Here is a 21,325-nt window from a genome sequence, read left to right as displayed (position 1 = left end):
AACACAGACGGCACCATCCGCCACGAGAACACCGGACCAGCCATGCGACACACCCATCAGGAGCAGGATGTTGCACTCACCGATGTGACCCACCTAGCGAAACTGCCCGCCCCGCTACGGGATCCAGTCGAAGGTGTCCGGGTTGGGGCCGATGCGGCCGGCGGCGCCCTGGTCGAGGGCGGAGATGGCGGCGACGTCGGCGGCGGTCAGGGTGAAGTCGAAGATCTCGAAGTTCTCCTTGATCCGGGCCGGCGTGACGGACTTCGGGAAGATGATGTCGCCGCGCTCGATGTGCCAGCGCAGGGCGACCTGGGCCGGAGTGCGATCCAGCCGGGTCGCGATCTCGCCGATCACCGGGTCCTTGACCGCGTTGCCCTGGGCCAGCGGCGACCATGCCTCGGTGTGTACGCCGTGCGACGCGTTGGCCGCGCGCACCTCGGAGTTGTCGAAGAACGGGTGCACCTCGACCTGGTTGACCGCCGGGACCACGCCGGTCTCGTCGATGATCCGCTGCAGGTGCGCGGGCTGGAAGTTCGAGACGCCGACCGAGGCCGCCCGGCCGTCCTCGACGAACGAGGCCAGCGTCTTCCAGGTCGACACGAAGTCGCCGTCGTACTTGGTCGGCAGCGGCCAGTGGATCAGGAACAGGTCGATCTGCTCGAGGCCGAGCTTCTTCAGCGTCTCGTCGAACGCATGCTTGGCGTCGTCGGGCCGGTGGAAGCTGTTGTTGAGCTTGCTGGTGATGTAGAGCTCGTCGCGCGGGATGTCGGACGCGGCGATCGCGGCGCCGACGCCCTCCTCGTTCTGGTACATCTGCGCGGTGTCGATGTGCCGGTAGCCGACCTCGAACGCGGCCGCCACGGCCGCCTGGGTCTCCTCGGGCGCCACCTGCCACACACCGAAGCCGAGCTGGGGGATGGTGGTCTTGTCGTTCAGAGTGATCGTGGGAACGGTCATGCTGTTGAGACTTCCATGCGTTCAGATCTATTCCCAGCCGCGGCTCGACGCCGCGCGGTCTATCCGGCGAGCTCGGCCTGGTCGAGATGGCCGACCAGCTCGCCGAGCAGGAGCCGCAGCTGCTTGGCCTCGCGCATCGAGATCCCCATCGAGCCGAACAGCCGGTCCGGTACGTCGGCCACCCGCTCCCGCAGCTCCCAGCCCTCGCTGGTCACCTCGGCCAGCACCCGCCGCTCGTCCTCGCTGTCGCGGCGCCGGTCGACCAGCCCGGCCGTCTCCAGCCGCTTGAGCAGCGGGGTGAGGGTGCCGGAGTCGAGCCGCAGCCGGGCGCCGAGCTCGCCCACGCTCAGCCGCCCGTCGGCCCCCCAGAGCGCGAGCAGCGTGAGGTACTGCGGGTAGGTCAGCCCGAACTCCTCCAGGAGTACGGCGTAGCGCCGGGTCACCGCGCGGGTGGCGGCGTACAGCGGAAAGCAGAGCTGGTTGTCGAGGTCCAGCTGCGGCAGTGGGTCACGTTCTTGCATGCCCACAAGCCTAGCTTGCGTAATTCAATTGCGCACAATACAGTTGTCCACATGCAGACTCTCTACACAGCCACCGCCGTCGCCACCGGAGACGGCCGCAACGGCCACGTCCAGACCACCGACGGCATCCTCGAGGCCCCTGTCCGCACGCCGAAGGAGCTCGGCGGCGCGGGAGGTGCCACCAACCCGGAGCAGCTGTTCGCGGCGGGGTACGCCGCGTGCTTCCACTCCGCGCTCAAGCTCGTCGCCGGCAGGTCGAAGGCCGACACCACCGACTCGGAGGTCGTCGCCGACGTCCACCTCGGCGCGCTCGACAACGGCGGCTTCGGGCTGGCCGTCCAGCTCGAGGTGACCCTCCCGGCGCTCGAGCGCGAAGCGGCGCTGGCGCTGGTCGAGAAGGCGCACCAGGTCTGCCCGTACTCCAATGCCACCCGTGGCAACGTCGAGGTAGCCCTCTCCGTCGCCTGATCAACTTCGCCGACCCGGCCCTTGTTCACGCAACGATGCGTCAACAAGGGCCGGGTCGGCTTGTTTGTGCGTGAACAAGGGCCGGGTCGGCGGAATATGGAGCGGTGGTTCAGAGTTGAGTTGATCGCACTCAACTTTTTTGCCAGACTCGCTGCGGCGGTCCATGATGGGCCCGCCACACGACTCAGGCACCACAGATACAACCGGAGGTAACTCAATGGCTCGCGCGGTCGGCATCGACCTCGGTACGACGAACTCCGTCGTCGCCGTCCTCGAGGGTGGCGAACCCACCGTCATCGCAAACGCGGAAGGCGCCCGCACGACCCCGTCGGTGGTCGCGTTCGCCAAGTCCGGTGAGGTCCTCGTCGGTGAGGTCGCCAAGCGGCAGGCCGTCACCAACGTCGACCGCACCATCCGCTCGGTCAAGCGGCACATGGGCGAGTCCTGGTCCGCGAAGATCGACGACAAGACGTTCACCCCGCAGCAGATCAGCGCGTTCGTGCTGCAGAAGCTCAAGCGGGACGCCGAGGCCTACCTCGGCGAGCCGGTCACCGACGCGGTGATCACGGTCCCGGCGTACTTCTCCGACGCGCAGCGCCAGGCCACCAAGGAGGCCGGTGAGATCGCGGGCCTCAACGTCCAGCGCATCGTCAACGAGCCCACCGCGGCCGCGCTGGCCTACGGCCTCGACAAGGGCGAGGGCGACCAGACCATCCTGGTATTCGACCTCGGCGGCGGCACCTTCGACGTCTCCCTGCTGGAGGTCGGCAAGGACGACGACGGCTTCTCCACGATCGAGGTGAAGTCCACGAGCGGTGACAACCACCTCGGTGGCGACGACTGGGACAACAAGATCGTCAACTGGATGATCGACAAGTTCAAGGCCAACAACGCCGTCGACCTGGGCGCCGACAAGATCGCCAAGCAGCGCCTCCAGGAGGCTGCTGAGAAGGCGAAGATCGAGCTGTCCAGCTCCAGCGAGACCACGATCCACCTGCCGTACATCACCCACGGCGAGTCCGGCCCGCTGCACTTCGAGGAGAAGCTCACCCGCAGCGAGTTCGAGAAGATGACCGCGGACCTGCTCGACCGCACCCGGGCGCCGTTCCAGCAGGTGCTGAAGGACGCGGGCGTGAAGCTCAGCGACATCCACCACGTCGTGATGGTCGGTGGCTCGACCCGGATGCCCGCGGTCACCCAGGTGGTCAAGGACCTGCTCGGCGGCAAGGAGCCCAACAAGGGCGTCAACCCCGACGAGGTCGTCGCGGTCGGCGCGGCCCTGCAGGCAGGCGTACTCAAGGGCGAGGTCAAGGACGTGCTGCTCCTCGACGTCACCCCGCTGAGCCTCGGCATCGAGACCAAGGGCGGCCGGATGACCACCCTGATCGAGCGGAACACCACGATCCCGACCAAGCGCAGCGAGATCTTCACCACCGCCGATGACAACCAGCCGTCAGTGGAGATCAAGGTCGCCCAGGGCGAGCGCGAGATCTGGTCCGCCAACCAGCCGCTCGGCAACTTCGAGCTGACCGGGCTGCCGCCGGCGCCGCGCAACGTGCCCAAGATCGAGGTCACCTTCGACATCGACGCCAACGGCATCGTCCACGTCACCGCCAAGGACCAGGCGTCCGGCCGCGAGCAGTCGATGACGATCTCCGGCGGCTCCGCGCTGTCGAAGGACGAGATCGACCGGATGGTCAAGGAGGCCGAGCAGTACGCCGCCGAGGACGCCCAGCGCCGCGAGGCGATCGACGCCCGCAACCAGGCCGACGGCCTCGTCTACACCACCGAGAAGTTCCTCACCGAGAACTCCGACAAGATCCCGGACGAGGTGAAGACCGAGGTGCAGGCCGACCTCGACGCGCTCAAGGCCACGCTCGGCAACGAGGGTGCCTCGACCGAGGAGATCACCGCGGGCATCACCAAGCTGGGCGAGTCCAGCCAGAAGATGGGCGCCGCGATGTACGCCGCGGCCGAGGCCGACCAGGCTGCCGCCGGTGGCGCCGCTGGTGCGGGCGGTAGTACCGGCGAGGCCGACGACGACGTCGTCGACGCGGAAATTGTCGACGACGAGGGCACTGCCGACTCTGGGGCTGACGCCGGATCCGAGGACGAGACCAAGTGACCTCGGAGCACACCGCTCCGGACGGGGAGCCGCAGGACACTGCGGCTCCCTCCCCGGAGGGCCCCGGGGCCCACAGCTTCGGCGACGCGGCCGCGGAGATGGCCAACGAGACCGAGGTCGAGTCCGACGGTGCGGCGCCGGCCGAGGCGGACGACCTGGGCGCGGCCAAGCAGGCCCTGGCCGAGCGGACCGCCGACCTGCAGCGGCTGCAGGCCGAGTACGTCAACTACAAGAAGCGCGTCGACCGCGACCGTGAGCTGGTCCGGGAGAACGCCAAGTACGCCGCGCTCGCGCCGATCACCGACGTACTCGACACCATCGACCGGGCGCGTGACCACGGCCCGCTCGAGGACGGCTTCAAGGTCGTCGCCGAGCAGCTGGAGCGGATCGTCTCGGGTCTCGGGCTGACGAAGTTCGGGGCGGTCGGCGATGCGTTCGACCCGACCCTGCACGAGGCGCTCTCGCACATCGGCGAGGACCCCGAGGTCGAGGTGACCACCTGCAAGGTGATCGCCAAGGCCGGCTACCGGATCGGCGACCGCGTCGTCCGCGCCGCGCAGGTGCTGGTGGTCGACCCGGTGGAGCCGGCTGCCGACGCGACGGCCGACGAGACCACGGAGCAGGAAGAAAGCGCCGAATCGACGAGCTAGGGAGGTGAGTGCGTATGACCGGCAGTTCCGACTGGGTGAGCAAGGACTTCTACGCCGAGCTCGGCGTCAAGAAGGACGCTAGCCAGGACGAGATCAAGAAGGCATACCGAAAGCTGGCGCGCGCGAACCACCCCGACTCCAATCCCGGGGACACCGCCAAGCACGAGAAGTTCAAGAGCGTGGCGGAGGCGTACGACGTCGTCGGCGACGCCGAGAAGCGCAAGGAGTACGACGAGCTCCGGGCCGTCGGCCCGATGGGCGGCGGGTTCGGCGGTGGCGGCTTCGACATCAACGACCTGTTCCGCGACCGCGCGGGCGGGGTCAGCGACATGTTCGGCGACCTCTTCTCCAGCGGTGGGCGCCCGGGCGCGCGGGCGCGGACCAGCGCTGCCCGCCCGCAGAAGGGCCCCGACGTCGAGACCAGCGCGACGATCAGCTTCACCGACGCGCTCGACGGCGTCACCATCGCGCTCCGGCTGACCAGCGATGCGGCGTGCCCCGACTGTCAGGGGACCGGTGGCAAGCCCGGCACCAAGCCGCACATCTGCCCCGAGTGCGAGGGCGCCGGCTTCGTGGTCGCCTCGGTGGGCGGTGCGTTCTCGATGAACGAGACCTGCCCGGCCTGCGGCGGCCGCCAGCTGGTGTACGACGAGGCGTGCCCGACCTGCCACGGCTCCGGCCGCGGTCAGTCGTCGCGCTCGATCCAGGCCCGGATCCCGGCTGGGGTCAAGGACGGCCAGCGGATCCGGATTCGTGGCAAGGGCGGCGGCGGGACCAACGGCGGCCCGGCCGGCGACCTCTACGTCACCGTCAAGGTGTCGGCGCACCGGCTCTTCGGCCGCAAGGGCGACAACCTCACCCTCGACGTACCCATCAGCTTCGACGAGGCCGCCCTCGGTGCCGAGGTGAAGATCCCGACGATCACCGGTGCTCCGGTGACGCTGCGGATCCCGTCCGGCACCCCCAACGGCCGGACCTTCCGGGTCCGCGGCAAGGGGGCTCGCAAGGCCGACGGCACCAACGGCGACCTGCTGGCCACGGTCGAGGTCCAGGTGCCCGCCGTACTCGACCAGCCCGCGCGCGAGGCGCTGGAGGCGTACCGGACGGCGACGGCCGACAAGCCGTTGCGCGGCGGCCTGTTCGAGGGGGCGCGGTGATGACTCCGTCGAACCCGGGGCAGCAGCCACCGACTCCAGGACCGGACGTCGCGGTCTACGTGATCAGCGTCGCGGCCGAGCTCACCGGCCTGCACCCGCAGACGCTGCGCGGCTACGAGCGGATGGGGCTGATCACGCCCGGCCGCACCGGTGGTGGCGGCCGCCGCTACTCCCACCGCGACATCGAGCTGCTCCGCGAGATCGCCCACCTCACCTCGGCCGGCATCGGCATCGAGGGAGTACGCCGGATCCTCGATCTCGAGCACCAGGTCGACGCGCTCCGGCACCGCAACGAGGAACTGCTCGCCGAGCTCGAGGGCACCCGCCAGGCACTCCGCAATGCGCTCGCGTCCGCCAAGAAGGAGCAGCCGAGCCGGCTGCCCGCCGTTCGTCCGGCCGACAGCAGCCAGGCGATCGTTGTCTGGCGCCGCAATCTCCCCTAGGGCGTGTCTGCTTATCCCGCGCCTGCTGCGCGGCGTTTCGGACTCGATCTGGCTGCGTTGGCGTCGCTCGACGGGCCGCCGGCCCGCCTTCGCGCCGCCGCCTTGCCAGATCGGCCCGAAACACCGCTCGCGACGGCGCCGGATAAGCAGACACGCCCTGACTAGGTACGCCGCGCTGTAAAGTCCGTGGACATGCCGGGCCCTCGGAACTCCAGCTTTCGCGCCAAGGTGCACGAGATGCTGCGGACCTCGATCCTCGACGCCGCCTTCGAGCGGCTCAGCGCCGCGGACTGGTCCGACGTACGGATCTCCGACATCGCAGCTGATGTCGGGGTCAGCCGGCAGACGGTCTACAACGAGTTCGGCGCGAAGGACCAGCTCGCGCAGGCGGTGATGCTGCGCGAGGTCGGCCGGTTCGTGGACGGCATCGTCCACGAGTTCGACCGCACCCCCGACCTGCCGACGGCGGTCGAGCACGCCCTCGACTTCGTCCTTGCCTCCGGGGCCAAGCACCCGGTGCTGCGCCGGATGGTGGCCGAGGCGCGGTCGAGCACGACCGCGACCGCGCTGCCGATGCTGACCATGGACGCCGACACGCTGCTCATCCCACTCCGGAAGATGCTGGGTGACGCCTGCCTGGAGCGGTGGCAGCTGGAGCCGCACGCGTTCAACCTCAGCCTCGACATGATCATCCGGGTCTCGATCAGTCACCTGGTGATGCCGAGCGACCTGCCGCGGTCCGAGGTCGTCCACCACATCGTGCGGCTCGCGATGGGCACGCTCGGCGAGGTCTCGCCGGTGGAGCGCGCCGTACCCGAGGTCATTGGTCAGCCGATGACACCAGTTCCGTCGCCGAGGGCACCTCGCCGAAGTCACTGAGCGGCAGGATCCGGAAGTTCAGCCGGCCGGCGACCTGGTCGGCCGGCACGAAGCCGAAGACCCGGGAGTCGTCGGAGCCGCCCCAGTTGTCGCCGAGCAGCCAGTAGTGGCCGTCCGGAACGGTCGCCCAGGCACGCGCCGGGCCGGACTTGCCGTCGGTGGTGCAGCACGGCAGCGTCCGGTCGCCGACCTGTCCGGCCCAGGTTGGATTGGCGACCTCGAAGACCTCATCGCCGCCCGCCGGGCGGACGAAGACCCGCGGCGCATCGCCGGTCGTCCTGGCGACGGCCACCCTGTCGCCGGGCATGCCGACCACCCGCTTGACCAGCGTGGGCGAGCCCTCGCCGGGCTTGGCCTCGACCAGGTCGAAGCGTTTGATCCGGTCGCGGCCGATGAAGTCGACCAGCAGCCGGTCGCCCTCCTTCAGGGTCGGATCCATGCTGGTGCCGGACACCTGGACCGAGAAGGTCAGCGCCGCGATCGGCACCAGCAGGGTCAAGATCACCAGCCCGATCGCGAGCCATGCCAGCAGCCGCCTCACAAATCCCTCCCAGGTCGTCGAAGCCGCGAACACGGTAACTCCAGCGCCTCACAAGCGCACCCTCTTGACAAAAACACGGTTACGTAAAGTTTCGGCACGATTGCCAGAGGATGTCGACATACGACGAAAGCCACCGGTACGGTGACGCACACCGCGACAAGAGAGGGAGTTTGTCGCTGTGCCTCCGGCGGTGGGCCGCACTGCGGTCCACCACCGGATCGGCGTCTGGGAGGTCGTCGATTCCGGTACGGCGCGAGCCATGTCGCGGGTGCGGGCTGCCCGTTGAGGGACGGGTGGGCGCACATTTTCCTGGGGAGGGAAATATGAAGGAAAAGGGCATGGGCCGCACACGGCTCGGCCGGCTGGCTGCAGTGACGGTTCCCGCCACTGTCGTCAGCCTTGGGTTCGGATACGCGATGCTCCAGGGCATGGTCTCCGCGCAGCTCTCGGCAGCGGAGCCGTTCCAGGTCACCGGCGCGAGTGCCAACGCCACCGGCCTGGAAGTCTCGCTGCGATCGGTCACCACCGCGACCAGCAACGACAACGGTGCCGAGACGGAGAAGAAGTCGGCTCTCGTCACGCTCAAGAACGGCAACCTCAACGACCTCTGCCTGGCCGCCAATCAGCCGGTGCCGCTGCTCGGCAACATCGGCGTCAACCTGACGGCCAACGGAAACGTCAACCTGGGTGCGGTCACCGACATGAGTGCGGACGACGTCGCGGCGGCCTCGGCCACCCTGCCGTCGACCGAGATCGGTGTCGCACAGAGCCAGCTCGACCACCAGAAGGACGTGGCCAAGGGCTACGCACCGGGTGGCTGGGGCCTGGAGTCGACCGGCGCTGTTCAGCTGAACAACCTCGACGCGAAGACCTACGCGTTGAGCCTGGGCAGCTTGGACCTCAGTAGCGGTCTGCGCATCCTGCCGAAGCTCGGTACCGCTACCTGCTGACGGTGCCATCGGCGACGTGGCCGACGGCTCCATCCGATGCTCCACCTTGACGGTGGGGTCGTCGGCCACGTTCCCGGCTCCGGGAGACGACTCTCATGACTGACTTCATTGATCACGCGCTCGACCAAGACCAAGACCAGGACCCGACGGTGAGTACGCCGCAGCGCGGCCGGCTCGCCCGCGGCTGGCAGGCCTTCAACCGATACCGCGGCTCCCGCCCTTTCTGGGGCTGCCTGATCCTGCTGGCCGGGGGCTGGTTCGTGCTCCGGCCCGTGGTCGGCTCGTTCCAGATGATGACCGGGCTCGGTGTCGGCGGCGCCCAGGTCTACATCCTCGGCGGCGGCATGATGGCCGCCGCGGTGGTGGCGTTCTTCGTGCCCGCGCAGCGGCACTTCCCGGCGATCATGGCGATGATCTTCTCGGTCGCCTCGCTGCCGCTGGCCAACCTCGGTGGCTGGCTGCTCGGCATGCTGCTCGGGATCATCGGCAGCGGCCTGGTGTTCGCGTGGACGCCGTACAGCGACGCCCAGCTCGAGAAGTTCGCTGCCCGCGCCCGCAAGAGGGCCGAGCGCAAGGCGCGCAAGCGATGAGGGCGCTGACCGCGGTGCGGCAGCGGGTCGACTCGTGGAACGCCGACATGCGCGAGGCCTCGGCGAACCGCCGGCTCGGCACTCGCCGCCGGTCGGGGGCGATGGCGGTCGCCGGTCTCGGCGCCCTGGGTGGTCTGTTCCTCATGGTGTCGCAGAACGTGCTGGCGGTGCAGTTCACCTCGGCCAACCAGTCGTACAAGGTCTACACCGACCGGGTCGTCGGCCAGTACGCCGCCGGCTACCTGAACGCTCAGGACACCCAGGACGGGGCGGACCGCGGCGTGGCCCAGGTCGGCTTCAAGACCGCGGACCTCTACGGCATGTGCGTGGTTGCGGAGCAGACGATGCCGGCGCCGATGGGCAAGATCACGCTGGTCATGACCGGCGGCGAGGTCGTCGACGGTACGCCGAGTCCCACGGGCGCCGGCAAGATCAGCGCCAACCAGCTTTACCTGGCCAGCAACCAGCTCGCCGGCGACGGCAAGAACATCGAGCGAATGACGCTGGGCCAGTCGGCCGACACGCTGACCATGGACGACATCACCACCCACCGCGGGACGCCGGGTGCGTTCGGCCTCCAGGCCAAGGTGCTCGACATCGGTTCCCTCAAGGCCGAGTCGTACGGCATCGACCTGCAGGGCAGCATCAACCTGCCGAACCTGAAGATCCGGGTCGTCCCGGGTGGCGTGGACACGACCGGGCCGACCCCGCCGGCCGCATGTCAGCAGGGGTGAGCGGCGTGGCGACAACTGAGATGACGCCGACCTCTCCGCCCCTGCTGCGGAGAGCCCTGAAGAACGGCTGGACCTGGTTCGCCGACTTCCGGCGTACCCGGCCGTTCTGGGGAGCGCTGTGGCTCGCCCTGGGCGGGTACGCCGTACTCCACTTCGCGAGCACCTCGATCGGGATCGCGATCGCCGGCGGCTGGAGCGGCTCGGCCGGCTACATCCTCGGCGGCGGCATGATCCTGTTCGCGGTGGTGGCGGTCGCGACGCCGCAGTACTCGGCCCTGTGCGGGCTGATCGGCGTGCTCCTGGCGCTGGCGGCGTTCATCGCGGCGAACTTGGGTGGCTTCCTGGTCGGATCGGTCCTCGGCATCTTCGGTGGCTCGATGATCTGGGGCTGGGGCGAGAAGAAGCCGCGGAACGAGCAGTCATGAGTCGCGCCCTCCGTGGCCGCCTCCTCATCCTGTTCGCCCTCGTGGCGCTGGTGCTCGGCCTCAGCCAGCTGCGCGACGACGGGACGGCCGCGCAGGCCGCCCAGCCGCCGTGCGGTCCGAACGACGCCAACCGGCAGACCCTCAACCTGTACGACGGCTCCCAGGTCCGGCCCTGCCTCTCGGGCGCGGTGCTGCAGCTGAACATCGTGCGCGGGCTGTTCCAGACGCCGTTCCGGGTCAACAAGATCCGGTTCGTCGAGGGGCCCGTGACGCTGACGATGGCCGACGGCTCCACCCGGAGCAACCTGTACCACATCACCTTCGAGTCGTTCCTGATCGACGATCGTGCTTCCCTGCTCGTCGACGCCCCGAACTACGACCTGTCGCTGGCGCCGGACGCGTCGTCGACGATCGGCGGCTCGGGGGTCAACATCGACCTCTGGGTGACTGGCAGCAGCCGGCTCGAGGTCCGGGTGCTGTTCTGCTTCGGCTTCTCCATCGACGGGCTCTCCGGGCTCAGCAACATCCTCAACGGCACCAGCTGGGACGGCTGCTCGCTCGACTTCGACATCGTCTTCGCCACGCTCTACCGGCCGGCGGGGTCCAGCACCGGGACCTTCCCGCTGCGGATGCCCGACACCACGATCGAGGTGCGCTGACATGCCTGCTGCGACCGGCACCCGCTGGCGCCGTACCGGTGTCTTGATGGCGCTCGCGTTCGCCACGCTCGGGTCGCTGGGCTGGATGGTGAAGACCAACGTGCTGGCCGCCGAGATCGTCGTCCAGTCCAACACCGCGCAGTTCGCCACCACCGAGCTGTACGGCGTGGACACGGCGTTCGGCATGTCCACGGTGAGCCGGTCGACCGGCGCCGGCGGCACCGACACCAGGCAGGTACTGCGTGGCGGCTTCGCCAAGGGCCAGCTCGACGGGCTCTGCGTCTCCCAGAAGCAGCAGGTGCTCGGGCAGACCTTCACGATCCGGCTCACCGCCGGCGACGGTGTGGTCGGGACTCGCGAGATCGTCGGCGAGAACGCGATGTTCGACATCGTCACGCTGCGGACCACCTCCGGCGCCAACGGCAAGAACGGGCTGATGCTGGACGGGCGCTCGCTGCTCGGCGTCGCCAGCCACGACGCGACCACGATCAAGGGTCCGGACGGGCAGTTCGTGGAGAACCCGCTGCGGGCGCCGGTGGGCTCCGGCTACTACGCGATCGACGCCGACGTGGGTCATCTCTACAACGCGCGCGGCACGATCTACCAGGGCGAGATCGGCGGGCCGTTCTCCGCGCCGGGCCTGAAGATCGACGTACTCCCGGGCGACGTCGGCTGCGCGTCGCAACCACTACCGAGGTAGGTGCCTGGGGTGCCGAGTTGTGTCCACCAACGATGTGACTCGATGCCCCCGGGGTCGTTAGCCGGTTACCCTCAGCAGGGGGACCGGGATCGAGGCGTCGAGTACGCCGGTAGGGCGAGGCGGTGACTGGGCATGGACGCGATCGCGGACTACTTCGCCGATATCGATTGGGTCTACTTCGCCACGATCCCGCTGTTCACTGGCGTCATCGGCCTGCTCATCAACTGGTCGGGCGTGTGGATGCTCTTCTCGCCGGTCTACTTCAAGGGCTTCAAGGTGCCCGGCCTCCAGCAGCTCGCGAAGGTGTTCCCGCGCAAGCTGCAGGAGGTGCCGGGGTTCCTGATCGGCGGCATCGGCTGGCAGGGCATCGTGCCGATGCGCGCCGCCAAGATGGGCAGCATCGCCGTCGACAAGGCGATCTCCAAGCTCGGCACCCCGCGCGACTTCTACATGCAGCTGGAGCCGGACCAGATCGCCGAGCACATCGTCGAGGTCTTCGAGCCCGACCTGCCCGAGGTCGTCGAGTCGGTGATGCTGCGCGAGCACCCGCGGCTGTGGCGCGACCTGCCCGACTGGGGCAAGCAGATGCTGATCGAGCGGGTACAGGCGCAGCTGCCGGCGATCGTCAAGAACGTCACCGACCAGATCGGCGAGCACATCGACCAGCTGCTCGACCCGAAGGTGATGGTGATCGACCAGTTCCGCGAGCACCCGGGGCTCGTGGTCCGCATCTTCCGCGACTTCGGCCAGCGCGAGCTGAACATGATGGTCTACTTCGGCTTCGTCTTCGGGTTCCTGCTCGGCATCCCGGTCGCGTTCATCGACCACACCTTCCACCTGTGGTGGCTGCTGCCGGTGCTCGGCGTACTCGTCGGCTGGACCACCAACGCGCTCGGCATGTGGCTGATCTTCGAGCCGCCGGAGCCGAAGAGGTACGGCCCGTTCAAGTTCTGGGGGCTGTTCCCGCGCCGGCAGCCCGAGGCCGCCGAGGTGTACGCGCGGTTGATCGCCGACGAGGTGATCACGCTCGAGCACATCGGCAACTTCCTGCTGGACGGCCCGCGCGGCGACCGCACCCGCCGGCTGCTGGCCGACGCGATGATGCCGGCGATCGACCGCGCGGTCGGCCCGGCCCGCAGCCTGGTCCGGGTCGCGGTCGGCACCAAGCAGTTCGACAACATCCGCGACTCGATGGCGGCCGAGGCGGTGGTCCGCACGATCACGCCGTTCCGCGATCCGGCCTTCAGCCGCAAGCAGGCCGAGCGGATCCGTAACCTGATCGCGGCGCGGTGCAAGGAGCTCCCGCCGGCACAGTTCGTGGAGATGATGCGCGCCGCCATCAAGGAAGACGAGTGGATGCTCTACGCGCACGGCGCGATCATGGGCTTCGCAGGTGGCGTGGCACATCTATGGCTGTTCGGAGTGGGTGGCGGATGACTGAGGGATCTCGGCCGATCAGGCATCCGTACCGGCGTACCCCGCCCAAGGTGAGCGAGGAGCCGGCGAAGCCCGCCGAGACGGTGGCGTCGACCGCCTCTTCGGCCTCGGAGAACAAGGCCGAGCCGCCGACGCTGATGGACCAATTGCCCGGCCTGCTCGACAGCGCGTCCGAGCAGCTGCCCGGCGTGGCCCGGATCGCGGCTCAGGCGACGATGCGGTCGGCGGTCTGGACGGCGGGTGCGTCGGGCCGGTCCAGTCGGCTGCTGATGCGGGCACTCACCGACCCGCACGCCTCCAGCGAGCTGTTCGAGGAGATCGCCCGCGACGTGGCGGAGGCGGCCCGTGCGGTGTCCGACGTGGCCCGGGAGGTCGGCAACGGTACGCCGCTCTCGCAGGCGTTGCTCGACGGCGGCTCCGCACTCAGCCAGACCCTGGCCGCGCGCAGCGCCGCCGAGCAAGTTGAGCAGAGTGTGGAACCCTCGCCGGAGGACCTGCGGGTGCGCGGCGCGGCGCTGCTCGAGCGCTCCCGCGATGTCCGCAACGAGGAGAAGGTGCACCCGGCGTTCGGCCGGATCCTCGACGACCTCGCGCCCGACGAGGCGCGGATCCTGCTGCTCCTGCTGCGCGGCGGACCGCAGCCCACCGTCGACGTCCGCACCGGCGGCCCGGTCGGCATGGTCAGCTCGCAGCTGATCGCCTCCGGGCTGAACATGATCGGCCCGCGGGCCGGCACCCGCTACGTCGAGCGGGTCCCGGCGTACCTCAACAACCTGTTCCGCCTCGGCCTGATCTGGCTGTCCCGCGAGTCGCTCGACGACCCGATCGGCTACCAGGTGGTCGAGGCCCAGCCCGACGTGCTGGAGGCGATGCACTCGGTCCGCTTCACCAAGGTGGTCCGCCGCAGCATCCACCTCACGCCGTTCGGTGAGGACTTCGTCCGCGCCTGCCTCGCAGACGAGACCACCGCTGCCGCCGACCTTCCCGCTCACGCCGTACCGCCCGAGGAGCACGAGCCGGGCCAGGACGCCCCCTGAGTCTCAGGCCTGCCGCGACCGCTAGCGGAAGGTCGTATGCGCCGCGTATGCTCAAAGTATGAGCAAGCGGATCACGGTCAGCGTGCCCGATGAGGTCGTCGCCAAAGCGCAGCGTGCCGTCGAGGCCGGGGAGGTCGACAGCGTTTCGGCGTACTTCAGTCGATTGGCCGAACGTGAGCCAGACTGGGTGTCTGCCCGGGAGGTCGTCGACGGCCTGATCGAGGAGATCGGCGGAGTGCCCGACGACGCCCGTGACTGGGCGCGGGCTGCGCTCGGTCTCGATAGCGGTAGCAGTGCGGCCGGCGCCGCGTGAGGCCACTTGTCCTAGACACCGGCGCCCTAATCGCTCTCGAACGCCGTGATCCCCGGATGGTGGCGCTTAGTGACGAGATCATCCATGCCCGCTGCCCGGCGTACACACCGGCTGGCGTCGTCGCACAAGCCTGGCGGGGGTCGCCGCGTCAGCATCCGATGGTCAGGCTGATGCGGTCGCGACACATCCAGGTCGACTCTCTGAACGAGGAGGTGGCCTACGAGATCGGCGTGCTGCTGGCTGCCTCCGGAACCTCGGACGTCATCGACGCCCACGTCGCCTTGCTCGCCGGTCGAGTGCGTGGCGCCGTGGTCACCTCAGACCCAGGCGACATCACCGCACTGGACTCTGGGCTCGAGGTTCTCGCACTCTGACGATTCAGCGCAGGGCGAGGCCGAGCCAGGAGCCGAGGACGAGGCCGCCGACGATCAGCTCGACCCGGCGTGCCCAGCGGGCGGGGTATACCCGGTTCTCGAAGTAGTGGGCGATGAAGCCGCGGGGGTCGAGGCTCGGCCTGCCGGACCCGGCGCGTCCCCAGTTCTCCAGGCGAGACAGCGGGCACCTGGCGCGGGAGACGGCCATCCGACCGCCCCACAACGCCGCGGCGGCATGCGGAATGAGGACCCACGGGGCCAGCCAAGCGAGAAAGCCGCCGATGAGAGTGAAGCCCACGAACACCATGTGGACCACAACAGCAGCCGCGGCCACGAGTCGATGCACGGCGAAATCATACGTCCGCCCAGGCTGCGGACCGCTGACATACTGACCGACGTGACCGAGGCGAACCTGTTCCCCCATCCGCCGGACCCGGTGGCCGCCCTGGCTCGGCTGGGCGCCGACATCGTGACCACGCCGACGATCCGCTCCGCGGCGCTGGACCGCCTGGTCGGCACCCGGGTGTGGCTGAAGCTGGAGTCGCTGCAGCACACCGGGTCCTACAAGTACCGCGGCGCACTCAACGCGGTACGCCGGGTCAAGGAGGCGGGCCAGCACGACGGCGTACTCGCGCAGAGCACCGGCAACCACGGCATCGCGGTCGCAGCGGCCGCGCAGAACGCCGGGCTGGACGCGACGATCGTGCTGCCCGAGGACGTGATGGCGGGGAAGATCGCCGCGATCGAGGGGTACGGCGCCAAGCCGGTCCTGGCCGGCCACACCCTCGACGACCGGTACGCCGCGCTGGCCGAGCTGAAGGCCGGCAGCGAGAGCGCGGTGATCGAGTCCTTCGACAACCCGGACGTGCTGGCGGGCCAGGGGTCGGCGTCCCTGGAGCTGATCGGCCAGGTCCGCGATGCCGGCGGCGAGCTGGACGCGCTGGTGATCTCGGTCGGCGGCGGTTCCGGACTGGCCGGTGCCTGCCTGGCCGCGCGGGCGACGGGCGCCGAGCTGACGGCGTACGGCGTGGAGCCGGTGGGCTGCGACTCCTGGGCGGAGAGCAGCAAGGCCGGCGAGCCGGTCACGGTCAAGGGCCGGGCGAGCATCGCCGACGGTCTGCGGCCCACCAGGGTCGGCGATCTGCCGTTCGCGATCGCGAGCGAAGCGGGTGCCCGGTCGCTGGTTGTCGAGGACGACCAGATCGCCCTCGCGATGCGCGACTTGATGGTGCATGGCAAGGTTCTCTCGGAACCTTCGGCGGCCGCCGGGCTCGCGGGAGTGCGGCAGATCGCCGAGGAGTACGACGACATCGGCGTCGTCGTGACCGGCGGAAACATCGACCCAGCCGTCCTTGTGTCGATCCTCGCCACGGTCTGAGCCCAACGATCGTCGTACCAGCATCAAGGAGCACCATGAGCAGCATTCGCCACGTCGCCGTCATGTACGGCGGCCCCTCGGCCGAGCACGAGGTGTCCTGCTCGTCGGCACTCTCGATCATCCGCGCGCTGGACCCCGAGCGGTTCGCGCCTATCGCGATCGGGATCACCCGGGAGCGCGGCTTCGTGCTTACGCCGAGCCACGTGGTGGAGGAGCTGCGGACGCCGCCGACCGGCGGGCTGGCCATCGAGGACCGGCTGCCTGTGACCGGCATCGAGGTCGAGCTGCGCGGCACCCCCGACGGCCGGCTGGAGATCTCCGAGCTCGGCAAGCCGCAGGACGTGCTGGCCGAGGCCGACCTGGTCTTCCCCGCGCTGCACGGCCCGTTCGGTGAGGACGGCGTACTCCAGGGCGTGCTGGAGACGCTCGGTGTGCCGTACGCCGGCAACGGGGTCCGCGCCTCCGCGGTCGGCATGGACAAGGTCAACATGAAGCAGGCGTTCATCGCCGAGGGCATCCCGATCACCCCGCACCGCTGGTTCGACGCCGGCTCCTGGGCCGCGGCCCCTGACGACGCAGCCAAGGCCGCGCTGGTTGCTGATTTGACCTTCCCGCTGTTCGTGAAGCCGGCCAGCATGGGCTCCTCGATCGGCATCTCCCGGATCGAGTCGGTCAACGAGCTGGCCGCGGCCGTGGAGGAGGCGCTGACCCACGACTTCCGGGTGATCGTCGAGCAGGGTGTCACCGGCCGCGAGCTCGAGTGCTCGGTGCTGGGTGGCTTCCAGCCGGAGGCGTCGCCGGTCGGCGAGGTGACCGTGCATGGCGGCTGGTTCGACTACCAGCAGAAGTACCACGGCACCGAGGACCCGATGATCGTCCCCGCCGTCCTCTCCGAGACGGTCGCGGAGGAGGTCCGCGCGCTGTCGCTGGCGGCGTTCTCGGCGGTCGGCTGCTGGGGACTGGCCCGGGTCGACTTCCTGTACGACGAGGAGGCCGGCACCGTCTTCGTCAACGAGCTCAACACGCTCCCCGGCTTCACCGCCCACTCGATGTACCCGAAGCTGTGGAACGCCGTCGGCCTCGACTACCCGTCGCTGATCGGCCGGCTGATCGACCTCGCCGACGAGCGCGCCGCGCTCGCCGTCCGGATGGCGACGCCGGCCGCGCCCGACGCATGATCCTGCTGTCTGACGAGGCGGTCGCGGCGCTGCCGGTCGCCGACTGCGGCGAGCCCATGGTCTCGCTTCGTGACGAGGCCGGCCTGCGGTACGACGCCTCGCCGGTCGCCGGACCGACCGGGAGCATGGTGCGCGCCGGCGTACGTGACCGGCTGGTGCTCGCGCAGTCCGCACTGCCCGCGGGGCTGCACCTGCTGGTGGTGGAGGGGCATCGCTCGGTCACCGACCAGGGGACGGCGTTCGAGGGCTACCGCGCGCGGCTGGCTCGCGAGCAGCCGCACCTCACCGCGGACGACACCTTCCGTGAGGCCAGCAAGTACGTCGCGCCGGTGGCGGTCGCGCCGCACTGTGCGGGTGGCGCGGTCGACCTGACGCTGTGCCACGACGACGGCACCCGGCTGGACCTCGGCACCGAGATCGACGCCACCCCGGTCGACTCCGACAACGCCTGCTTCACCGCCGCCACCAACGTCTCCCCGGAAGCGACGGAGAACCGCGCGGTGATGGGCAAGGCCCTGCGTGCCGGCGGCCTGGTCAACTACCCGACCGAGTGGTGGCACTGGTCGTACGGCGATCGCTACTGGGCGATCTCCACCGGTGCCACCACCTCGATCTACGGTCCGATCACGCCCTGATCGGCAGCCGCTGGGCTACTTCGGGACCTCGTAGTTCGTGTAGTCCTTGAGCGTCTCGGCGTGCTTCTCCAGGGCGTCCTTGGCGTCGGTGTCGGTCTGGCCCATGTCCTCGATGGCGAGCTTGAGGGAGGTGGCGCCGTTGCGCACCTCCCACTCGAGGTCGCCGATCAGGCGCCAGAGCGGTCCGGCGAGGTCTGCCCAATGGGTGTAGGGGCCGGTATCGGCCAGGCCGATGCTCGCGTCGCGGTAGTACGGCGTGGCCGACCAGCCGGCCCACACGAGCTCCTTCGCCGCGACCAGCTCGTCGGCGATGGTGGGCATCGCGGTGTCGGTGATCTCGAAGACGAGTGACTTGTTGTGGATGATCGCCCGGCCCTTGGCGTCGTCGTGGAGCTGGCTGTCGTCGGAGATGTTCTGGAGCGGGTTGGTGAGGTTGTACGACGCCTCGTCGGTCTGCACCCTGCCGAGGTTGTCCTTGAGGTTGTCGCGGACCCCGCCCTCCTCGTTCTTGATCGCCTTGTTGATGTCGTCCAGGGCGGTCTTGAAGCCGTTCATCAGGCCTTCGTAGTCCTTCGCCTTGGGCTCCGTGGCGTTCTTCTCGCTTTGCTCCGCCAGCGTGGTCAGCAGCGTGAGCCCGGCGCCGGCGCCGGCGAGCGCGACGACCGCGCCAGTACCGCCGGTGGCGAAGACGGCCACGCCGGCGACCACCGCCCCGGCGACCTTCAGCGCGAACGAGAAGCTGGAGCTGCCCCCCAGTGCATAGGCCTCGAGTGACTTCGTCGCGTTGGCGACGGCCTGAGCCACGTCCTCGCGGGCCCCCTTCAGCAGGTTCTGCTCGGCGGTCATCGCCTGGCCGAGGATGACGGTCAGGCCGTGGTGCCCGCCGATCGCCTTGCCCAGCTCCATCATGAACTTGGACTTGAAGGCGGAGATGGTGCCGCCGGACATCGCCGAGGAGTTCTCGTCGATGATCTTCAGCTGAGCGCCCATGCGGCCGGCGCCGGACGCGACGCCTCCGCTGGTCGAGGTGGCGACGGCCAGCTTGACGGTGGCCTTGCGGAGGTCCTCGACGTAGTTGTCGAACAGCGCGGGGTCGGGCAGGTCCTCCCAGGGCTTGAGATATTCGTCGATCCGCTGGCGGACCTTGCCGAAGGCCGCGCTCCATTCCTCGTCCCGGCTGTCTCCGACGAAGAACTCCTTGATCTTGTTGGCCGCCCAGTCGCCGCCGCCTTCGCCGTTCTCCCCAGGGCGCGAGATGCTCTCACCCGGATCGTCGCCGTCGTCGCCATCCCAGTAGTGGGTCGCGCCGGCGTCGTAGAGCTTCCAGCCCTGAGACACCATGTAGGCGTCGATGGCGGCGCGCTTCAGCTCACCCTTCAGGGTGGACAGGTTGGCGTAGGTGGCGTCGGTCAAGGTTCCCCTCCAAGGTCACAGTTGTGGTGTCACTGGCTCCTACCCTCCGGACTCCGCCAAAAACTGTGGGACATATCGCGGAATGGAACGGTCGTGAGCCGGTTCGACGCCGACATCGTTCGCGGAGGAGGTTGGGTTTGATGAATGCTCAGAACAGGCTGACCTGACGGCAGATCGTTGCCATCGTGTTCGCGAACTGCGGCGCGCTCGTGCTCGCCCCAGTCGGGGTGTACGCCGCGGCGCCGCAGAAGGTGGCGGTCGTGGTCACACCCGGATTCGCAGCCGCTGCGCGCTGTCCGGTTCGTCGAACGCGTGGGCTGTCTGAAGGTGCGCCTTCGCCTCGGTGAACGTCGAGAAGTCGATGCTGGCGGTGAAGTCGTGCGCGTACCGCATCGCCTTGATGAAGACGCTGGGGTCGTCACGGCGGGAGAGCAGTCGGAGTCCATCGAGGTAGTCCTGGCGGAAGACCGTCGGGATGATGATGCGGCTCTGGCCGCCGGCGTGGAGCTCGGCGTTCATCATCACGCGCGCCGTGCGGCCGTTGCCGTCGGCAAAGGGATGCACTTCAGCTACCACGAACGCGACGTACAGAGCCTTCTCCCACGCTGTGTCCAGCTCGTCGCGGAGCCGGAAGCCTGCGGCCAGTGTTCCCTCGACGAGCGCCGGCTCGACGAACGAGGTGGCCCCGGCTCGATTGGCAAGCTCCTTGAACTGCCCGGGCCGCTGGCCTGGCCGACCCTCCATGATCCTGGCGTTCCGGCGCTTGACCAGCGCGATGAACTCGTCGGGGTCGGTCCCGGTCTGCGACATCTCGTCGGCGTCGGCGACGAGGCGGTAGGTGCCGAGCACGTCGTGGGCGTCCTCCGGACGACCGGACGGCACGACACCGTCGAAGACGATCTGCCGTGCCTCGTCGACTTCGAACTCCGTACCTTCGATGAAGTTGGAGAAGTACGCCTCGAAGAAGGGCTCGTAGGTATTGCGTCCGGAAGCCGCTGGATCGAGCGGATGCGACTGCGGTGCTGCGCCGCGGAGAGCGGCGGCGAGGTCTTCGAAGCGTCGTACTCTCGCCTGATCGACCGGACGTCCTGACCGTCGTGCGGCGAGGGCAGCGGATGTGGTGGGCTCGTTCGCACGGGTGCCGAGGGCGATGCCGATCAGCCGCTCCAGTCTGTGGATGTGCTCGTCACCGACGCCCAGTGTGGGCGCGAGCCCAACGGCGAGGCGCCGGTACTCAGCCAACAGCTCGGGGCCGTCGGTCGTGCAGATGTAGTCGACCCAGTCACCCAGTTCCGACTGGTCGAGCGTCCGTCGGCCGCCCGCGCGTGCTCGGGAAGGCCGGGCGTTCTCCGCGAGACCGCGTGGACGCGAGGCGAGATAGAGGCCGCCCGGGAGTGAGATGTCGTCTGGCTGTGGACCTGCACCGGCGCGTGCTCGCACAAGCAGCCCGGGCAGGTCGATGTCGCGTGGGCGCCCCGGGCGTGCGAGATAGAGAACGCCGGCGACGGGCGCACCGGTGCGCGCGGAACGGTCGGTGATCACCGCGCCCGGCAGCAGCCGCCCTGCGATGTCGAAGAGATGCGCGCGAACGACCTCCTCGACACTACGGCCGATCTCGGTGCTGTACACGCCGGTGGCGATCCGGGTCAGCTCGCCACGCCGGACTCGGTCAGCGATGGTGGCGGGTGGCAGCTCGCTGCTGAAGACCAGGCCGTTATCCACGGTTTCCTTCGCCTCCTCCGAAGTTTGGCGTATTTAGCG

At 69.1% G+C, this 21,325-nt stretch carries 25 protein-coding genes; 19 read left to right on the top strand and 6 right to left on the bottom strand.

The window, feature by feature from the left end; all coding sequences use genetic code 11:
* Positions 1–114: 114 nt before the first annotated feature.
* Both DDV73_RS22700 and DDV73_RS22695 read right to left on the bottom strand, forming a co-directional pair.
* Entirely contained in the window at positions 115–957 is an 843-nt protein-coding gene (locus DDV73_RS22700; protein WP_109509543.1) for an aldo/keto reductase, read from the bottom strand.
* Positions 958–1,016: 59 nt separating this feature from the next.
* The gene (locus DDV73_RS22695) at positions 1,017–1,478 is read right to left on the bottom strand and encodes a MarR family winged helix-turn-helix transcriptional regulator (protein WP_109509542.1); all 462 of its coding nucleotides are present in this window, start codon (positions 1,476–1,478) and stop codon (positions 1,017–1,019) included.
* Positions 1,479–1,529: 51 nt separating this feature from the next.
* On the opposite strand from DDV73_RS22695, the gene DDV73_RS22690 reads away from it, so the two are divergent.
* The 6 genes from DDV73_RS22690 (at position 1,530) to DDV73_RS22665 (ending at position 7,200) form a co-directional block, all read left to right on the top strand.
* The gene (locus DDV73_RS22690) at positions 1,530–1,946 is read left to right on the top strand and encodes an organic hydroperoxide resistance protein (RefSeq protein WP_109509541.1); all 417 of its coding nucleotides are present in this window, start codon (positions 1,530–1,532) and stop codon (positions 1,944–1,946) included.
* Positions 1,947–2,163: 217 nt separating this feature from the next.
* A complete protein-coding gene (dnaK, locus tag DDV73_RS22685) occupies positions 2,164–4,071 on the top strand; it encodes a molecular chaperone DnaK (RefSeq protein ID WP_109509540.1) in 1,908 nt (635 codons plus the stop codon).
* Positions 4,068–4,721 carry a nucleotide exchange factor GrpE gene (gene grpE / locus DDV73_RS22680; RefSeq protein WP_240617429.1) on the top strand — a complete coding sequence of 218 codons (654 nt, stop codon included), beginning with the start codon at positions 4,068–4,070 and terminating at the stop codon, positions 4,719–4,721. Before dnaK ends, grpE begins: the two co-directional genes overlap by 4 nt.
* Before the next feature lie 14 nt (positions 4,722–4,735).
* Positions 4,736–5,878, top strand: coding sequence for a molecular chaperone DnaJ (gene dnaJ / locus DDV73_RS22675; protein ID WP_109509539.1), 1,143 nt, complete (start codon positions 4,736–4,738; stop codon positions 5,876–5,878).
* Positions 5,878–6,321, top strand: coding sequence for a heat shock protein transcriptional repressor HspR (locus DDV73_RS22670; protein WP_109509538.1), 444 nt, complete (start codon positions 5,878–5,880; stop codon positions 6,319–6,321). Before dnaJ ends, DDV73_RS22670 begins: the two co-directional genes overlap by 1 nt.
* Before the next feature lie 192 nt (positions 6,322–6,513).
* Positions 6,514–7,200, top strand: coding sequence for a TetR/AcrR family transcriptional regulator (locus DDV73_RS22665; protein WP_154402867.1), 687 nt, complete (start codon positions 6,514–6,516; stop codon positions 7,198–7,200).
* Here the strand turns inward: DDV73_RS22665 and lepB are convergent.
* Positions 7,142–7,741: a signal peptidase I gene (gene lepB, locus DDV73_RS22660; protein ID WP_161962506.1), complete on the bottom strand. Its 600-nt coding sequence runs from the start codon at positions 7,739–7,741 to the stop codon at positions 7,142–7,144. The two genes, DDV73_RS22665 and lepB, sit on opposite strands and share 59 nt — an antisense overlap.
* Positions 7,742–8,079: 338 nt before the next feature.
* On the opposite strand from lepB, the gene DDV73_RS22655 reads away from it, so the two are divergent.
* The 10 genes from DDV73_RS22655 to DDV73_RS29635 all read left to right on the top strand — a co-directional run bounded on the left by DDV73_RS22655 (position 8,080) and on the right by DDV73_RS29635 (position 14,960).
* On the top strand, positions 8,080–8,691 hold the full coding sequence (locus DDV73_RS22655) for a DUF6230 family protein (RefSeq protein ID WP_109509535.1): 612 nt from the start codon (positions 8,080–8,082) through the stop codon (positions 8,689–8,691).
* A gap of 95 nt (positions 8,692–8,786) precedes the next feature.
* Entirely contained in the window at positions 8,787–9,281 is a 495-nt protein-coding gene (locus DDV73_RS22650) for a DUF6114 domain-containing protein (protein ID WP_109509534.1), read from the top strand.
* Complete coding sequence (locus DDV73_RS22645; RefSeq protein WP_109509533.1) at positions 9,278–10,015, top strand: DUF6230 family protein; 738 nt, start codon at positions 9,278–9,280, stop codon at positions 10,013–10,015. Before DDV73_RS22650 ends, DDV73_RS22645 begins: the two co-directional genes overlap by 4 nt.
* A 5-nt stretch (positions 10,016–10,020) precedes the next feature.
* Positions 10,021–10,440: a DUF6114 domain-containing protein gene (locus DDV73_RS22640; protein WP_206051046.1), complete on the top strand. Its 420-nt coding sequence runs from the start codon at positions 10,021–10,023 to the stop codon at positions 10,438–10,440.
* Positions 10,437–11,099 carry a hypothetical protein gene (locus DDV73_RS22635; RefSeq protein WP_109509532.1) on the top strand — a complete coding sequence of 221 codons (663 nt, stop codon included), beginning with the start codon at positions 10,437–10,439 and terminating at the stop codon, positions 11,097–11,099. Before DDV73_RS22640 ends, DDV73_RS22635 begins: the two co-directional genes overlap by 4 nt.
* A 1-nt stretch (position 11,100) precedes the next feature.
* Positions 11,101–11,799 carry a DUF6230 family protein gene (locus DDV73_RS22630; RefSeq protein ID WP_109509531.1) on the top strand — a complete coding sequence of 233 codons (699 nt, stop codon included), beginning with the start codon at positions 11,101–11,103 and terminating at the stop codon, positions 11,797–11,799.
* Between the two features lie 132 nt (positions 11,800–11,931).
* A complete protein-coding gene (locus DDV73_RS22625; protein ID WP_109509530.1) occupies positions 11,932–13,236 on the top strand; it encodes a DUF445 domain-containing protein in 1,305 nt (434 codons plus the stop codon).
* Complete coding sequence (locus DDV73_RS28910; protein WP_206051045.1) at positions 13,233–14,273, top strand: Abi-alpha family protein; 1,041 nt, start codon at positions 13,233–13,235, stop codon at positions 14,271–14,273. Before DDV73_RS22625 ends, DDV73_RS28910 begins: the two co-directional genes overlap by 4 nt.
* Positions 14,274–14,331: 58 nt before the next feature.
* The gene (locus tag DDV73_RS22615; protein ID WP_109509529.1) at positions 14,332–14,586 is read left to right on the top strand and encodes a hypothetical protein; all 255 of its coding nucleotides are present in this window, start codon (positions 14,332–14,334) and stop codon (positions 14,584–14,586) included.
* The gene (locus tag DDV73_RS29635) at positions 14,583–14,960 is read left to right on the top strand and encodes a PIN domain-containing protein (protein ID WP_338066406.1); all 378 of its coding nucleotides are present in this window, start codon (positions 14,583–14,585) and stop codon (positions 14,958–14,960) included. The genes DDV73_RS22615 and DDV73_RS29635 overlap by 4 nt, the downstream gene beginning before the upstream one ends.
* Before the next feature lie 4 nt (positions 14,961–14,964).
* Here DDV73_RS29635 and DDV73_RS22605 read toward each other — a convergent pair whose 3' ends face one another.
* Positions 14,965–15,306: a DUF2784 domain-containing protein gene (locus DDV73_RS22605; RefSeq protein WP_161962505.1), complete on the bottom strand. Its 342-nt coding sequence runs from the start codon at positions 15,304–15,306 to the stop codon at positions 14,965–14,967.
* Between the two features lie 51 nt (positions 15,307–15,357).
* Between DDV73_RS22605 and DDV73_RS22600 the strand changes: the two genes are divergently transcribed.
* The 3 genes from DDV73_RS22600 to DDV73_RS22590 are packed head-to-tail and all read left to right on the top strand — an operon-like array spanning position 15,358 to position 18,151.
* Positions 15,358–16,338, top strand: coding sequence for a threonine ammonia-lyase (locus tag DDV73_RS22600; protein ID WP_161962504.1), 981 nt, complete (start codon positions 15,358–15,360; stop codon positions 16,336–16,338).
* Positions 16,339–16,373: 35 nt separating this feature from the next.
* The gene (locus DDV73_RS22595; RefSeq protein ID WP_109509526.1) at positions 16,374–17,516 is read left to right on the top strand and encodes a D-alanine--D-alanine ligase family protein; all 1,143 of its coding nucleotides are present in this window, start codon (positions 16,374–16,376) and stop codon (positions 17,514–17,516) included.
* Positions 17,513–18,151, top strand: a complete 639-nt coding sequence (locus DDV73_RS22590; protein ID WP_109509525.1) for a M15 family metallopeptidase — start codon at positions 17,513–17,515, stop codon at positions 18,149–18,151. Before DDV73_RS22595 ends, DDV73_RS22590 begins: the two co-directional genes overlap by 4 nt.
* A 15-nt stretch (positions 18,152–18,166) precedes the next feature.
* On the opposite strand, the gene DDV73_RS22585 is transcribed toward DDV73_RS22590, so the two are convergent.
* Entirely contained in the window at positions 18,167–19,564 is a 1,398-nt protein-coding gene (locus tag DDV73_RS22585; RefSeq protein ID WP_109509524.1) for a hypothetical protein, read from the bottom strand.
* A gap of 264 nt (positions 19,565–19,828) precedes the next feature.
* On the bottom strand, positions 19,829–21,286 hold the full coding sequence (locus DDV73_RS22580; protein WP_109509523.1) for a Fic family protein: 1,458 nt from the start codon (positions 21,284–21,286) through the stop codon (positions 19,829–19,831).
* Positions 21,287–21,325 lie beyond the last annotated feature (39 nt).

Source organism: Nocardioides speluncae (assembly GCF_003121585.1).
GTDB classification, from domain to species: Bacteria; Actinomycetota; Actinomycetes; order Propionibacteriales; family Nocardioidaceae; genus Nocardioides; species Nocardioides speluncae.
The sequence above is the reverse complement of the archived record's forward strand: the minus strand, read 5'-3'. Positions and strand labels throughout refer to the sequence as shown.